At 70.7% G+C, this 15,303-nt stretch carries 11 protein-coding genes; 8 read left to right on the forward strand and 3 right to left on the reverse strand.

All coding sequences use genetic code 11. The annotated features are described in order from the left end of the window. Nucleotides 1–131: 131 nt before the first annotated feature. The 5 genes from FB391_RS04720 to FB391_RS04740 all read left to right on the forward strand — a co-directional run bounded on the left by FB391_RS04720 (nucleotide 132) and on the right by FB391_RS04740 (nucleotide 9,420). Nucleotides 132–1,865, forward strand: a complete 1,734-nt coding sequence (locus tag FB391_RS04720; protein WP_141893096.1) for an ABC transporter ATP-binding protein — start codon at nucleotides 132–134, stop codon at nucleotides 1,863–1,865. Beyond that, nucleotides 1,862–3,928, forward strand: a complete 2,067-nt coding sequence (locus FB391_RS04725) for an ABC transporter ATP-binding protein (protein ID WP_141893097.1) — start codon at nucleotides 1,862–1,864, stop codon at nucleotides 3,926–3,928. The genes FB391_RS04720 and FB391_RS04725 overlap by 4 nt, the downstream gene beginning before the upstream one ends. A gap of 63 nt (nucleotides 3,929–3,991) precedes the next feature. Then, complete coding sequence (locus FB391_RS04730) at nucleotides 3,992–4,888, forward strand: PP2C family protein-serine/threonine phosphatase (protein ID WP_141893098.1); 897 nt, start codon at nucleotides 3,992–3,994, stop codon at nucleotides 4,886–4,888. A 66-nt stretch (nucleotides 4,889–4,954) separates the two neighbouring features. Beyond that, complete coding sequence (locus tag FB391_RS04735; protein ID WP_141893099.1) at nucleotides 4,955–7,822, forward strand: FtsK/SpoIIIE domain-containing protein; 2,868 nt, start codon at nucleotides 4,955–4,957, stop codon at nucleotides 7,820–7,822. A 32-nt stretch (nucleotides 7,823–7,854) separates the two neighbouring features. After that, nucleotides 7,855–9,420, forward strand: coding sequence for an APC family permease (locus FB391_RS04740; RefSeq protein WP_141893100.1), 1,566 nt, complete (start codon nucleotides 7,855–7,857; stop codon nucleotides 9,418–9,420). Between the two features lie 75 nt (nucleotides 9,421–9,495). Here the strand turns inward: FB391_RS04740 and ald are convergent, their stop codons facing one another. After that, the gene (gene ald / locus FB391_RS04745) at nucleotides 9,496–10,611 is read right to left on the reverse strand and encodes an alanine dehydrogenase (RefSeq protein WP_141893101.1); all 1,116 of its coding nucleotides are present in this window, start codon (nucleotides 10,609–10,611) and stop codon (nucleotides 9,496–9,498) included. 56 nt (nucleotides 10,612–10,667) lie between these two features. After that, on the reverse strand, nucleotides 10,668–11,657 hold the full coding sequence (locus FB391_RS04750; protein ID WP_141893102.1) for an asparaginase: 990 nt from the start codon (nucleotides 11,655–11,657) through the stop codon (nucleotides 10,668–10,670). Between the two features lie 52 nt (nucleotides 11,658–11,709). Between FB391_RS04750 and FB391_RS04755 the strand changes: the two genes are divergently transcribed. Then, on the forward strand, nucleotides 11,710–12,198 hold the full coding sequence (locus tag FB391_RS04755) for an OsmC family protein (protein ID WP_141893103.1): 489 nt from the start codon (nucleotides 11,710–11,712) through the stop codon (nucleotides 12,196–12,198). Between the two features lie 32 nt (nucleotides 12,199–12,230). Here FB391_RS04755 and FB391_RS04760 read toward each other — a convergent pair whose 3' ends face one another. Next, a complete protein-coding gene (locus FB391_RS04760; RefSeq protein ID WP_185842984.1) occupies nucleotides 12,231–12,932 on the reverse strand; it encodes a lysophospholipid acyltransferase family protein in 702 nt (233 codons plus the stop codon). 230 nt (nucleotides 12,933–13,162) lie between these two features. Between FB391_RS04760 and FB391_RS04765 the strand changes: the two genes are divergently transcribed. Together FB391_RS04765 and dxr are read left to right on the forward strand one after the other, a co-directional pair. Next, nucleotides 13,163–14,131, forward strand: a complete 969-nt coding sequence (locus FB391_RS04765) for an FKBP-type peptidyl-prolyl cis-trans isomerase (protein ID WP_141893105.1) — start codon at nucleotides 13,163–13,165, stop codon at nucleotides 14,129–14,131. 38 nt (nucleotides 14,132–14,169) lie between these two features. Continuing rightward, nucleotides 14,170–15,255, forward strand: a complete 1,086-nt coding sequence (gene dxr, locus FB391_RS04770) for a 1-deoxy-D-xylulose-5-phosphate reductoisomerase (RefSeq protein ID WP_141893106.1) — start codon at nucleotides 14,170–14,172, stop codon at nucleotides 15,253–15,255. The last annotated feature ends 48 nt before the right edge of the window (nucleotides 15,256–15,303 follow it).

Raw genomic sequence — 15,303 nt, forward strand, 5'->3', positions numbered from 1 at the left:
CTCGCGGCCCCGCGACCCGAGTTCGCCGACGGCGTACGCCCCGGGTTGTCGGCGACGCGCGCGCAGGCGTAGCGTCACTTCTCGTGCGCGGTCCGCGGAGCGGGCGACGTCGCGCGCCGGAAAGGACCGCCGTGCTCGGGAAGCTCCTGGGGAGATATCTCCGCCCCGCCTGGCCGCTCATCGTGGCCGTGGTGGTGTTCCAGCTGGCCCAGTCGATCGCCTCGCTGTGGCTGCCCACGCTGAACGCCGCCATCATCGACGAGGGGGTCGTCAAGGGGGACATCCCGTACATCTGGCAGACCGGCGGCGTGATGCTGCTGGTGAGCCTCGCGCAGGTCATCTGCTCGATCATCGCGGTGTACTTCGGATCGCGCCTGGCGATGGGGATGGGCCGCGATCTGCGCGGCGACCTCTTCCACCGCGTCGTCGCGTTCTCGCAGCGCGAGGTCGGGCAGTTCGGCGCACCCTCGCTCATCACGCGCAACACCAACGACGTGCAGCAGGTGCAGATGCTCGTGCAGGTGTCGGCGACGCTCATGGTCTCCGCACCGATCCTCGCGATCGGCGGCGTCATCATGGCGATCCGTCAGGACGCCGGGCTGTCGTGGCTCATGGCCGTCTCGATCCCGGTGCTGCTGATCATCGTCGGGCTCATCGTCGTGCGCATGGTGCCCGCGTTCACGCAGATGCAGAAGCGGATCGACCGCGTCAACCAGATTATGCGCGAGCAGCTGTCGGGCATCCGCGTCGTGCGCGCGTTCGTGCGCGAGCGCGAGGAGCGTGCGCGGTTCGCGAAGGCGAGCGACGACGTGAAGGACACCGCGCTGCGCGCGGGAAACCTGATGGCGCTGATGTTCCCCGCCGTGATGCTCGTGATGAACCTGTCGAGCGTGGCGGTGATCTGGTTCGGGGCGTTCCAGGTGCAGGACAACGGCGTGCAGATCGGCACGCTCTTCGCGTTCCTGAACTACCTCATGCAGATCCTCATGGGCGTCATGATGGCGACCTTCATGTTCGTGATGATCCCGCGCGCAGCGGTGTGCGCCAACCGCATCGGCGAGGTGCTCGAGACGGCGCCCTCGGTGTCGGCACCGGCGGTGGCGGCATCCGCACCCGCCCCCGCAGGCCGGGTCGAGTTCGACCACGTCGACTTCGCGTATCCGGGCGCCGAGGACGCCGTGCTGCACGACCTCACGTTCACGATCGAGCCCGGCACGACGACGGCGGTCATCGGCTCGACGGGTTCGGGCAAGACGACGCTGGTGAGCCTCGTTCCCCGGCTGTTCGACGTGACCGCCGGCGTGGTGCGGGTCGACGGCGTCGACGTGCGCGACTACGACCCGGACGAGCTGTGGACGCGGGTCGGCCTGGTGCCGCAGCGGGCGTTCCTCTTCTCGGGGACGGTGGCCTCGAACCTGCGGTACGGCGACCACGATGCGACCGACGAGCAGCTCTGGGAGGCCCTCGAGCTCGCGCAGGGCGCCGACTTCGTGCGGGCGATGCCCGACGGGCTCGAATCGCAGATCGCACAGGGCGGCACGAACGTGTCGGGTGGTCAGCGGCAGCGCCTCGCGATCGCGCGGGCCCTCGTCAAACGGCCGGAGGTCTACATCTTCGACGACTCGTTCTCGGCATTGGATCTGCGGACGGATGCCGCCCTCCGGCGCGCCCTGGACACGCACCTGCCGGATGCGACACGGCTCGTGGTCGCGCAGCGCGTGTCGACCATTCAGCACGCCGACCAGATCGTCGTGCTCGATCACGGGAGGATCGTCGGGATCGGCGTGCACGACGACCTCGTCGAGACCTGTGAGACGTACCGCGAGATCGTCGAGTCCCAGCTGGCAGCGGAGGCGGCGGCATGAGCGGGCAGCAGCAGGGCTCGGCGCCCGCGCGTCCGGCCGGTCCCGGCGGGGGCCGTGGCCCCTTCGGCGGCGGCGCAGGAGCGCCGGCCGCGAAGGCCCAGAACTTCGGACCGAGCGCGAAGCGCCTGCTGGGCACCCTCCGTTCGGACATGCCCAGGCTCATCGGCGTGCTCGTGCTCGGCATCCTGTCGGTCACGCTGTCGGTGATCGGGCCCAAGCTCCTCGGCGAGGGCACCAACGTGGTGTTCGCGGGATTCCTCTCGCTGCAGATGCCCGCCGGCGCCACGAAGCAGCAGGTCATCGATCAGCTCGTCGCCTCGGGCAACCAGGACCAGGCGAACATGATCTCGGCGATGGACTTCGTGCCCGGGGCGGGCATCGACTTCGACCAGCTCGCGTGGATCCTCTCTGCCGTGCTCGCGGTGTACCTGTTCTCGAGCGTGTTCGGTTGGCTGCAGGCCCGCATCCTCAACGGCATCGTGCAGCGCGCCATGCACCGGCTGCGCCTGCAGGTCGAAGACAAGATCCACCGACTGCCGCTGTCGTACTTCGACCGCGTGCAGCGCGGCGAGCTGCTGAGCCGCGTCACGAACGACGTCGACAACATCGGCCAGACGATGCAGCAGACGCTGTCACAGCTGGTCATCTCGCTGCTCACCGTCATCGGCGTGCTCGTCATGATGTTCCTCATCTCGCCGCTGCTGGCGGTGATCGCGCTCGTGACGATCCCGTTGACCCTGGTCATCACGGTGCTGGTGGCACGACGGTCGCAGAAGCTGTTCGTGCAGCAGTGGGCGCACACGGGCGTGCTCAACGCCCGCGTCGAAGAGACGTTCTCAGGACACTCGATCGTGAAGGTCTTCGGCCACCAGCAGGAGGTCGAGGCCGACTTCCTCCGCGAGAACGAGCAGCTGTACCGCGCGAGCTTCGGCGCGCAGTTCCTGTCGGGCGTGATCATGCCCGCCATGATGTTCATCGGCAATCTCGTCTACGTCGCGATCGCCGTCGTCGGCGGTCTGCAGGTCGCCGCGGGTCTCATGACGATCGGCGATGTGCAGGCGTTCATCCAGTACTCGCGCCAGTTCACGCAGCCGCTCAGCCAGCTCGGGTCGATGGCGAACCTGCTGCAGTCCGGGGTGGCCAGTGCCGAGCGCGTGTTCGAGCTGCTGGACGAGGAAGAGCAGACGCCCGACGACGAGGATGCGCACACCGTCGCCGACAACGCCAGCCGCCTCGAGTTCGACGACGTGTCGTTCCGCTATGTCGAGGACAAGCCGCTCATCGAGGGACTGACGCTCGCGGCGAGACCGGGCAGCACGGTCGCGATCGTGGGCCCGACGGGCGCGGGGAAGACGACTCTCGTCAACCTCATCATGCGGTTCTACGACGCGGACTCCGGGCGCATCACGCTGGACGGCGTCGACACCCTGCACATGACGCGCGACGATCTGCGCCGGCGCACGGGCATGGTGCTGCAGGACACGTGGCTGTTCGCCGGCACGATCCGCGAGAACATCCTGTACGGCCGCCCCGACGCCTCCGACGAGGAGCTCGTCGCGGCGGCGACGGCGGCCTACGTCGACCGGTTCGTGCACGCACTGCCGGACGGCTACGACACGATGCTCGACGACGAGGCCACGAACCTCAGCGTCGGCGAGCGGCAGCTCGTCACGATCGCGCGCGCGTTCCTCGCCGATCCCCGCATCCTGATCCTCGACGAGGCCACGTCGTCGGTCGACACCCGGACCGAGCTGCTCATCCAGCGTGCGATGTCGCGGCTGCGCGAGGATCGGACGGCGTTCGTCATCGCCCACCGGCTGTCCACCATCCGCGACGCCGATCTCATCCTGGTGATGGAGGACGGGTCGATCGTCGAGCAGGGCTCGCACGACGAGCTCCTCGCGGAGAAGGGCGCGTACTGGCGCCTGTACAACGCGCAGTTCGAGGGCGCGATCGACGAGGACGAGCCGGTCGCGGTCCCCGCGGTGCCGCTCGGGCCGCCGCCGACGACGGCGCAGATCGTGGTCGACGCACTCGCGGAGTCCGAGGACGCGGTGGAGTGACCCACTAGTATGTGAAGACGCGGGGCCGCCCGGTCTCGACGCCGTCGATCGGGAGGACAGGGCGTGCCCGAGGTATCCACCCAATCGCGCACCGTCCCGGTTCCCGGTGGCGTGCTCGAGCTCTCGTGGGCCGGTGTCACCGACACCGGACGCCGTCGCGAGGTGAACCAGGACGCGTTCTTCGCGGACTATCCGCTGTTCGTCGTCGCCGACGGCATGGGTGGACACGTCGGGGGAGAGATCGCGAGCGCGAGCACGATCGATCGCCTGACGGCGGTCGCCGATGCCGGCCACGTGACCCCCAAGACGATCGAGAAGGCGCTCGCCCGCGCGGTGAAGGACATCGCCTCGCACCCCGACGCGACCGACGACGGCACCGGTACGACGGTCACCGGCGTCTTCCTCGACACGAGCGGCGAGGCGGCGCACTGGGTGACGCTCAACATCGGCGACTCGCGCGTGTACCTCGTGCGTGACGGCGCGATCGTGCAGATCACGACGGACCACTCCGTCGTGCAGGAGCTCGTCGCCGCCGGCCGGCTGAGCCCGGAAGAGGCCGAGAACCACCCGTACGGCAACGTCATCACCCGGGCCGTCGGGCCGAGCGACGGCGTGAAGCCCGACTATGTCCGGCTGGACGTCGCCGACGGCGACCGCTTCGTGATCTGCTCGGACGGTCTGACGAAAGAGCTGACCGACTACGGCATCCGCCATTTCCTCGACGAGAACGCCGACCCCGCGGCCGCCGTGACGGCGATGATGGAGGCCGCGCTCGAGAACGGCGGCCGCGACAACATCACGATCGTCGTGCTCGATGTCACCGACCCCGCTGCGGCCCGCGACGAGGACGAGGCGGAAGAAGCGGACGAGGCCGGCACCGATGACGGCGACGTCGCCGAGGAGGATGCCGCGACCCCTGCCGATGCCGACGGCACCGGCTCCTCCACAGCCGCCGACTGACGCCGGTTCTCCCCAGTCCGGTTCGCGCGGCACACAGCGGCGCGGATACCGGAGTGGACTGCAGGGGTGCGACCGACACTCCTCACCGCCCCGACCCGCCCAGCGTCCGCCGTGGACGATGTGGGTGCGACGACTCTCGACGACGACCCGCTGACTCTCCCGCCCGCGTGGACCGCGCCCGCGCGTCCGCCGCTGCCGGTGGTCGCGGCGATCGTGCCTGTCGTCGGCGCCGTCGCGCTGTGGCTGGTGACGGGCTCGGTCTTCACGCTCTGGTTCGCGCTGCTCGGACCCCTCATCGCCGCGGCGACGCTGCTGGACGCGCGCCGTGCGAGCCGCCGCGACGGCCGCCGCGCGTCCGTCGAGGCCGCCCGCGCGCGCGATCGGGTCGCGGCTGCGGTGGTCGAGCGCCACGACGCCGAGCGGGCGCAGCTGTGGCTGCGCCATCCGGACATCGCTCACTTCGATGCGCGCGAGGACGACGTCTGGCGGGGCGGACCTGTCGGCCCGATCGTGGTCGGCGCGGGAGAGCGCAGCAGCACGGTGCGCATCACCGGGGGCGACGGGGACCCCCAGTCCGCCGCGGTGCGCCGCAGCGCGGCGCGGCTGAACGGGGCGCCGGTGGCGGTCCCCGCAGAAGGCGGTGTCGTCGTGGTGGGGGCCGACATCCTCGCCGCGGCCGTGCAACGCGCGCTCGTGCTGCAGTTGTGCCTCGCGCACGCGCCCGGTGACGTGTGCGTCGTCGGACCGTGCGAGGGGGAGTCGGCATGGGCGCAGGACCTACCGCACCGCGCTGCCGGGACGGGCGCGCGGCTGGCGATCGTGGGCCCCGGCTGCCGTGTGCCCGCCGACGCCGACATCGCGATCGCGCGCTGCCGGCCGGGCGATCCGCTCCCGCCGCGCTGCGCCGCCGTCGTGACCGTCACGTCGCCCGGCGCGGCCCGGGTCGAGCACGCCGGCGAGAGCGTCGACGTCGAGGTCGAGGCGGTGTCTCTCGCACAGGCGCGCGCTGTCGCCGTCCGGCTGGCGGCGCGTGCCGAACACAGCCTCGGCATCGCCCGAGACGCGTCGGCGCCGATCACGCTTGCCGAGCTCCGGGCCGAGGGTGCGGCGGGGTCTCAGCCCGACGGCGGCCTTCCGGCCGTCATCGGCCGCGCGGGCACGGCCCCCTTCATCGTCGATCTCGTGCAGGACGGACCGCATGCCGTCGTGGCGGGAGTCACGGGATCCGGCAAGAGCGAACTGCTCATCACGTGGATCCTGTCGTTGTGCGCCACGCGCTCGGCCGACGAGGTGACGTTTCTGCTCGCCGACTTCAAGGGAGGCACGGCGTTCGACGCGCTCGCCGGCGTGCCTCACGTCGTCGGCGTCATCACGGACCTCGACGGGTCGGGGGCGCGCCGCGCGATCGAGAGCCTGCGGGCGGAGCTCCGTCGGCGCGAGTCGACGATCGCCGCGGCCGGCGCCCGCGACATCCTCGATCCCCGCGTGCGCCTGCCGAGGCTGGTCGTGGTGGTCGACGAGTTCGCCGCGCTGCTCGCCGATCATCCCGAGCTCCACGGGGTGTTCGCCGACCTGGCGGCTCGCGGACGCGCCCTCGGGATCCACCTCGTGCTGGGCACGCAGCGGGCAGCCGGCGTGATCCGCGACAACCTGCTCGCGAACTGCCCGCTGCGCCTGAGCCTGCGGGTGACCGATCCGACCGACAGCCGTGCGCTGCTCGGCGTGGACGACGCGGCACTGCTTCCGGGCGGTGTTGCGGGGCGCGGCAGTGCTCTGGTCCGTCGCGCCGCCGATGCGCAGCCGGTGCCGGTGCGCATCGCGTTGTCGGGTCCCGACGACGTCGCGGCCGCGGCCCTGCGCGGTGGCGAGGGCACGTCTCTGAAGCCGTGGCTGCCGGAGCTTCCGCGTCAGGTCCTGCTGTCCGAGCTGGCCGCCCGTGGCCCCGTCCCTCTGCGCAGCCTGCTGCTGGGGATCGCCGACGAGCCTGAGCGGCAGCGTCAGCCGGTCGTCGTCCTGTCGCCGGCCGACCGGGCGCTCCTGGTGCTGGGTGGTCCCGGCTCCGGCGTGTCGAACGTGCTCGACCTCGTCAGCGCCCAGGCGCCGCGGTCCATCAGGATGCCTGCGGACGGCGAGCGGGTGTGGGATGCCGTGACCGCCCTGGCCGAGCAGCCGCCGGCCGCCGGCACACTGCTCGTCCTCGATGACCTCGATGCGCTGGCGACACGGTTCCCGGCCGAGTACGGGCACGCGCTGTGGGAACGCCTCGACACCGTCGTGAGGCGCGCGGGGGAGGCCGGTGCACTCGTCCTCGCGGGTGCGCACCGGGTGCCGGGCCAGGTCGCGAGACTCGCCGAGCTGTTCCCCCGGCGCCTGCTGCTGCCCTATCCGACGCGCATGGACCACGCCGCGGCCGGTGGCGACCCGTCGTCGTTCGACCCCGCCGCCCCGGCGGGACGCGGCCGTCTGGACGGCCGGACGATCCAGGTGGCCCTCTCTCCCGCGCAGCCACGCGAGACCCACGCCGCCGCGGAGCCATGGGAGCCCTCGGCACGCCTCACCGGCGTCGTCGCACGGCGGTCGCCGTCGAGCCGTCACGCGCTCGCGGTGTGGCAGGCCTCGGGTGCGCGGGTGTGCGGGCTGGACGAGTACGCGGCCGATCCCTCGGCGACGGCAGACGGCCGGGTCGTGCTGACGGGGGAGCCGGAGGACTGGCAGCGCCACTGGCGCGTGCTCGCGGATGTGCGCGGCGACCACGACCTCGTCGTCGACACGTCGTGCGCGCCCGAGCTGCGCGTCCTCGTGGGGTTCCGCGGCGTGCCGCCGTACTGCGAGCCCGGGCGCGGCCGGGCGTGGCTGATGTCGGCCGGAGCCGATCCCGTCCGCATCGTCCTGCCTGCCCCCGATTCCGGCCGAACCGTCGGGGCCTCGCGTTGACCGGGCTGACGTCGTGCACCTAACGTCGCTCTGTGGCTACTTCCCCCATCGATCTCGATCGACCGGACGGCAAGGGGCTCGCGGCCGGCACGCTGGGACTATGGGGTTCCACCGTCATCGGCCTCGCCTCCACCGCTCCCGTCTACTCCCTCGTCGCAACGCTCGGCTGGGTGGTGCTCGCCGTGGGCGCCCAGGCGCCCATCGCGTTCATCGTCGCGTTCATCCCGATGCTGTTCATCGCCTTCGCCTACCGCGAGCTGAACAACGCCGTCCCCGACTGCGGGACCACGTTCACGTGGGGCACGAAGGCGTTCGGCCCGGTGACGGGCTGGCTGGGCGGCTGGGGCGTCGCGGTCGCGGGAATGGTCGTGCTGGCCAACCTCGCCCAGATCGGCGGCATCTATTTCTGGGCGCTCGTCGACGGGATCATCGGCAGTCCGGACGACGCGCTGCTGTCCGACAACGTCCCGCTCGTGACCGCGACGGGCGTCGTGTTCATCCTCGCGATGACCTGGATCAGCTGGCGCGGCGTCGAGATCGGGGAGCGCATCCAGAACGTGCTGCTCGGCATCCAGTACCTCGCGCTCGCGATCTTTGTGATCGCCGCGGTCTGGCAGTTCTTCACCGGCACGGCGCCGAACCCGACCCCCGTGGACTGGTCGTGGTTCAACCCGGCGGCGTTCACCGACTGGCACGGCTTCACCGAGGCCGTTCTGCTGGCGCTCTTCATCTACTGGGGCTGGGACACGTGCCTCGCCCTGAACGAAGAGACCAAGGACCCCAAGCGCATCCCCGGGCGCGCGGCGCTCCTCACATGCGTCATCCTGCTCGTCACCTATGTGGGGGTGACGGTCGCGGCCATGATGTACGCGGGGCTCGGCGACACCGGAACAGGGCTCGGCAACGAGGCGAACGCCGACGACTTCTTCCTCTCCATCAAGGACGGACTGCTCGGGCCGTTCGGCTGGGTGCTCGTCGTCGCCGTCCTGATCTCGGCGGTCTCGTCCACGCAGACGACGATCCTTCCGACCGCGCGCGGCACGCTCGCGATGGCCGCGTACCGCGCCCTGCCGCGCAGGTTCATGAACGTGCACCCGCAGTACAAGACGCCGTCGTTCTCGACGATCGTCATGGGCATCGTCGCGAGCGTCTACTACATCGGCATGACGCTCATCAGCGACAACATCCTGCAGGACTCGATCCTCTCGCTCGGCCTCGCGATCGCGTTCTATTACGGCATCACCGGCTACGCGAGTGTCTGGTACTTCCGCAGGGAGCTGTTCGCATCGGCCCGCAACCTCTGGTTCAAGGGCATCTTCCCGCTGCTGGGCGCGCTCATGCTGACGTACGCGTTCGTCCAGTCTGCGATCGACATGTGGGACGTCGACTACGGCTACACGGTGCTGTTCGGCATCGGCGGCACGTTCGTCCTGGGCATCGGCTCGCTCCTGCTCGGCGTCGTGCTGATGTTCGTGTGGTGGATGTTCCCGGGGGCCAAGCCGTTCTTCCGCGGCGAGAGCCTCAACCGCGAGACCCCCGTGCTCGTGCCCGAGGATCCCGCCGAGTTCACGCGGTCCATCGACGGCGGGCTGGTCTGACATCTCGATCTGAACGACGGATGCCCCCATCCCGGGCTCGCGCGGAGCCCGGGACGGCGGCATCCGCTCTTCGGATCAGGCCAGCGCGGACTCCAGCGGCGCGAGGTCCAGCCCGTGCGCGGTGGCGACACCCGGGTTCACGACGCGCCCGCCCTGCGTGTTGAGGCCGGCGGCCAGCGCGGCGTCCGCGCGCAGCGCTTCGCGCCAGCCGCGGCCCGCGATCTGGCGGATGTAGGGCATCGTCGCGTTGGTGAGCGCGGACGTCGACGTATTGGGCACGGCGCCGGGCATGTTCGCGACGCAGTAGAACACCGTGTCGTGCACGCGGAACGTCGGGTCGTCGTGGGTGGTGGGGTGCGTGTCCTCGAAGCAGCCGCCCTGGTCGACGGCGATGTCGACGAGCACCGAGCCCGGCCGCATGCGCGACACCATGTCGTTCGTGACGAGCTTGGGAGCCTTGGCGCCGGGGATCAGCACCGAGCCGATCACGAGGTCCGAGCCCACGACCGCCCGGTCGAGATCGAGCGGGTTGGATGCCGCCGTCTTGACGCGTCCCTGGAAGTGGTCGTCGAGGAACCGCAGGCGCTGGATGTTGGTGTCGAAGATCGTCACGTCCGCGCCCATGCCGGCCGAGATGTAGGCCGAGTTGGCTCCGGCCACGCCACCGCCGATGACCGTCACGGTCGCCGGGCGGGTGCCGGGCACACCCGACATCAGCAGGCCCAGCCCACCTGCCGAGCGCATCAGCGTCGACGCGCCCACCATCGGCGCGAGGCGTCCGGCGACCTCGCTCATCGGGGCGAGCAGCGGCAGCCCGCCGCCGGGGAGCTGCACCGTCTCGTACGCGATCGCCGTGACCCCGTCCGAGACCAGACGGTCGGTGAGCGGCCGGTCCGCCGCGAGATGCAGGTACGTGAAGAGCACCAGGTCGTCGCGGAAGTAGCCGTACTCCGACGCGATCGGCTCCTTGACCTTCAGCAGCAGCTCGGCGCGCGCCCACACGTCGGCCGCGTCGTCGAGCAGCACGGCACCGGCGGCCTCGTACTCGGCGTCCGGCATGGACGAACCCTCGCCGGCGCCCCGCTGCACGAACACCTCATGGCCGGAGGCCACCAGATCATGCACGCCCGCGGGGGTGAGGGCGACCCGGTACTCGTTGTTCTTGACCTCGGTGGGGACACTGATCCTCATCGCGCGATCCTTTCCGCTCCGCCTTTGGAGCGCTCGGGCTCCTCGTGGGAGCGCCTCTAGAAGGCGGGGCGGATGGCCCCGACATCCTGTCCGCCACCGGTCACGGCCAGCGGAAGTCTCGCCATCGCCTCGGCGACGGCGGAGGAATCGAGTGCGCCGTGGCGTTCCAGCAGGCGCAGTGCGACGGCGGTGGCGGCACGACCGCTGCCGTCCAGCATCTTCAGCGCGACCGTGGTGCCGTCGGGGGCGACCATCACCATGACGCCCTCGGCGCCGCCCTTGGCGAAGACGCCGAGGCGCTCGATCGCGATGGTGTCGGGGCGGCCGGGGCCGGCGATCGTCCACGGGTTCGCGCGCACCGCTTCGACGAGCGCACCGGCGCTCCGGTGCAGCGCGAACGGCGAGGTGGTAGAGGAGTTGCCGATGCGGTGGATGGCGCGTGCGAGCCCGAACAGCGTTATCGCGTACACCGGCGCGCCGCAGCCGTCGACGGCGGTCGCCGAGACCTTCTCGCCGATGAGCCGCTCGATCGTCTCCCGGATGAGCAGCTGCACCGGGTGCTCGGGGGCGAGGTAGCCCTCGGTATCCCACCCGTTGACGACGCTGGTGAGCAGCATCGTGGCGTGCTTGCCCGAGCAGTTCATGCGGATGCGCTGCGGCTGGCCGAGCTCGCGCACGAGCTCGTCGCGTGTGGCGGTGTCGCCGGGCCAGTCCGCGGGGCAGCCGAGCGCCTCTTCTCCGAGCTGCGCCTGACCGAGGATCTCGCGCACGACCGCGACGTGCCGGTCGGTGCCGGAGTGGCTCGCCGTCGACAGGCCGAGGCGCTCGCCCTCCAGGGGTGCGCCGGCCGACAGACAGGCGAGCGCCTGGAGCGGCTTGAGGCTGGAGCGGGGAAGGATCAGCGCCGTCGGGTCGCCGAGCTTCTCGCTGACGGTGCCGTCGGCGCCCAGGACGATCGCGATCCCGGAGTGCCGCGACTCGATGAAACCACTGCGTTCGACGACGGCGAGTTCCGCGGCGTCGGCTGCGGCGAAGGTCTGCGGCACCCCGCAAGCCTACCGCCGACGTGGGCCGCCGCCGTCATGCCAGACTGTCCGCATGCTGGGTGAGCACCGATACACCGTCCGGACCACGTGGACCGGCGACCGAGGCACCGGCACGTCCGGCTACCGCGACTACGACCGGGCGGTGACGCTCGAGATCGAGGGCAAGCCGGCGCTGCTCGCCTCATCTGACAAGCCGTTCCGCGGCGATCCGTCCCGCTGGAATCCCGAAGACCTCCTGCTGGCGGCGCTGAGCGAGTGCCACCTGCTGTCGTACCTGCACGCGTGCGTGCAGGCGGGCGTCGTCGTGGTCGGTTACGAAGACGACGCGACCGGCCTGATGGTCGAGGACGGGCGCGGCGGCGGCGCCTTCCGCGAGGTCGTGCTGCGGCCGCGCGTGACCGTCGCCGATGCCGCGATGGTGGATGCCGCGCACGCCGCGCACCGGCAGGCCAACGAGTGGTGCTTCATCGCGAACTCGGTGAACTTCCCGGTCTGGCACGAGGCGACGATCCTCGTCGCGGAGCCCGCCACCGGCGCCTGAACCGGCTGCCGGTCGCTGAGCCCGTCGAAGGGTCAACGGCGCTCGTGGGGGAGGACCTGTTTGATGCGGTCGATCGGGTTCTGCGCGGGCACCTCGTTGTAGGCGTTCGCGAGCTCTTGACCCGAGAGGGCGTGGATCGCCGTCATGATCTCGTCCGTCGCGAGCCGTCGTGCCTTGCCCGATGACGCGGGACCGTGGTGCGAGAGGTCGATCGGCGCGCCGAACCTGACGGTCACGCGGTGCGTGCGCGAGGGCATCTTCGCCCCGACGGGCATGGCCTTGTCGGTGCCGATGAGTCCCACCGGCACGACCGGGGCCCCGGTCTGCAGAGCGAGGAATGCCACGCCGGTGCGGCCCTTGTACAGGCGGCCGTCGAGCGAGCGCGTGCCCTCGGGGTAGAGGGCGACGGCGCTTCCCTCGTCGAGCAGCTCCCGCTGCTGGTCCAGGGCGTCCAGCGCCGCCTGGCCGGCCCCGCGCTGCACGGGGATGGCACCGATCGCGGTGAAGAACCATCGCGACGCCGGCTTCTCGAAGTAGCTGGCCTTCGCGAGGAAGTGGACGGGACGAGGGGCTGCCACCGGGATCGCGATCGAGTCGATGAACGACAGGTGGTTGCTCGCGAAGATGACCGGTCCCGACTTCGGGACGTTCGCCTTGCCCTCGATGTGCGGGCGGTAGACGACGCGCGCGAGGGGTGCGAGGATCATGCGGCCGAACGCGTAGGTGAGGCCCATCCGGCGCGCGGGAGCTTCGTGGTCCTGCGCCGCCTCCTGGTCGGCGGTGACTTCGTCAGCGGTGTGGTCGGCGCCGGGAACGAGGTCGGAAGTCACCCGTAGAGGGTACTCCGGATTGCATTCCGGTAACGGCATGGCGCCGTCGCGCCTGACATAGGGAACATTCAGCACGAGTGGAGCAAAGATGCGAAAGGATGGAGGGTCCCCTTTCACCGACTAGAGGTTTCTCCGTGCGCATTCGACCGCTCGCCGCTCTTTCCGTCGCCGCGCTGTCGGCCGTCCTGCTCGCCGGCTGTGCGTCGTCGAACACGCCGGACGCAGACTCGACGCCCACGCCGACCGCGTCGTCATCGGACTGCGGTCTCGACCCGAAGTCGGGCGCGGACTCCGACGCCATCACCGTCTCGGGCAGCGCCCCGTCGCTGACGGCGACGGCCCCGACCGACCTCGCGTTCACGGAGCTGCAGCGCACGACGGCATCCAAGGGCGACGGCGACGATCTCGCGACCGGTCAGCTCGTGTCCGGCCAGTACCTCGTGCTCGACCCGACCACGGGCGAGGTCGCGATGGACTCGGCGACGACGTCTCCTGACGACTCGGGTCTCGTCCCGATCATCGTCGACCCCAGCAGCATCTTCGGCACCGGCGTCCTCTGCACGCCGCTCGGATCGAGCACCTCGCTCACGATCCCGGGTTCCATGCTCAGCCAGGGCGCCTCGAACGTCGTCGTCGTGATGCAGTCGGTCGACCAGCTGCCGACGACCGCGACGGGCGCCGACCAGGACCCGGTCGCCGGTATGCCGGAGGTCGAGCTCGACAGCGACGGCAAGCCGTCGGTCACGATTCCCGACGCCGACCCGCCGACCGAGGTCCAGCTGGCCGATCTGAAGCTCGGTGACGGGCCCACGGTGCAGTCGGGCGACCAGGTCTTCGTGCAGTACATGGGCATCAAGTGGTCGGACGGCTCCGAGTTCGACTCGAGCTGGAGCAAGGGCGTTCCCGCGTCGTTCCAGACGACGGGCGTGGTCCAGGGCTTCCAGCAGGCGCTCGAGGGCCAGAACGTCGGTTCGCAGGTTCTCGTCGTGATCCCCCCGGCAGCCGGCTACGGCGAGGGCGAGATCAACGACTCCGACCTCAAGGGCGAGACGCTCGTCTTCGTGATCGACATCCTGGGCGTCCAGCACACGCCCCAGCAGTAGTCGACGGTCGCATCCGGCCACGCCGCTAGGCTGGCCGGATGCGGCGCGTCCTCATCCTCGGTTCGACCGGATCCATCGGAACGCAGGCGCTCGACGTCGTTCGAGCCAATCCCCGACGCTTCGAGGTCGTCGGTCTGGCTGCCGGGTCCGACCGCGCCGGACTGGAGGCGCAGGCCGCCGAGTTCGGTGTCGAGAGCACCGCCCTCGGCGCCGTGGAGGCCGAGCAGCTCGTGCGGGACGTCGACGCTGACGTCGTGCTCAACGGCATCACCGGCTCGGTGGGGCTCGGCCCGACGCTCGCCGCGCTCGAGACGGGGCGCACGCTGGCGCTGGCCAACAAGGAGTCCCTGATCGTCGGCGGCGACCTGGTCACCGCCCTCGCCCAGCCCGGTCAGATCGTGCCGGTGGACTCCGAGCACTCGGCGATCGCGCAAGCCCTGCGCTCGGGGGAGCGCCACGAGGTCCGGCGGCTGGTGCTGACGGCATCCGGAGGTCCGTTCCGTGGTCGCAGCAGGGCGTCCCTCGAGGACGTCACGCCCGCCGAGGCCCTCGCGCACCCCACGTGGGACATGGGCCGCGTCGTCACGACGAACTCGGCGACGCTCGTCAACAAGGGCCTCGAGGTGATCGAGGCGCATCTGCTGTTCGGCGTGCCGTACGCCGAGATCGATGTGGTGGTGCATCCCCAGTCGATCGTGCACTCGATGGTGGAGTTCGTCGACGGGTCCACCATCGCCCAGGCGTCGCCGCCCGACATGCGGCTTCCGATCTCGCTCGGACTGGACTGGCCGAATCGCGTCGCCGGCGTCGGCGCGCCGCTGGACTGGACGAAGGCGACCTCGTGGACCTTCGAGCCGCTGGACGACGCCGCGTTCCCCTCCGTGCGTCTGGCGAAGCACGTCGGTCGCGCCGGCGGTACGTACCCCGCCGTCTTCAACGCGGCCAACGAACAGGCCGTCGACGCGTTCCACGAGGGGCGGCTGAGCTTCCTCGGGATCGTCGACACGGTCGCGCGTGTGGTCGACGCGCATGAAGCGCCGGACGCCCTCACCCGCGAGGCGCTCGCAGAGGCCGAGGCGTGGGCACGCCGGACCGCCGACAAGGCCATCGCCGCGGCATCCTGACCCCCGGACCCGCGAAAGGATACGTTCGCGCCGCGGAATCATATCCTC

This window comes from Microbacterium kyungheense (genome assembly GCF_006783905.1).
In the GTDB taxonomy this organism is placed as follows: domain Bacteria; phylum Actinomycetota; class Actinomycetes; order Actinomycetales; family Microbacteriaceae; genus Microbacterium; species Microbacterium kyungheense.

Excerpts from the sequence above, each read along its gene's own strand:
- FB391_RS04760 (WP_185842984.1), bottom strand. The coding sequence starts at position 12,932 with ATGGGCCTCACCTACGCGTTCGGCCGCATGATCCTCGCACCCCTCGCG.
- dxr (WP_141893106.1), top strand. The coding sequence starts at position 14,170 with ATGCGGCGCGTCCTCATCCTCGGTTCGACCGGATCCATCGGAACGCAG.
- FB391_RS04755 (WP_141893103.1), top strand. The coding sequence starts at position 11,710 with ATGCTGGGTGAGCACCGATACACCGTCCGGACCACGTGGACCGGCGAC.
- FB391_RS04725 (WP_141893097.1), top strand. The coding sequence starts at position 1,862 with ATGAGCGGGCAGCAGCAGGGCTCGGCGCCCGCGCGTCCGGCCGGTCCC.
- ald (WP_141893101.1), bottom strand. The coding sequence starts at position 10,611 with ATGAGGATCAGTGTCCCCACCGAGGTCAAGAACAACGAGTACCGGGTC.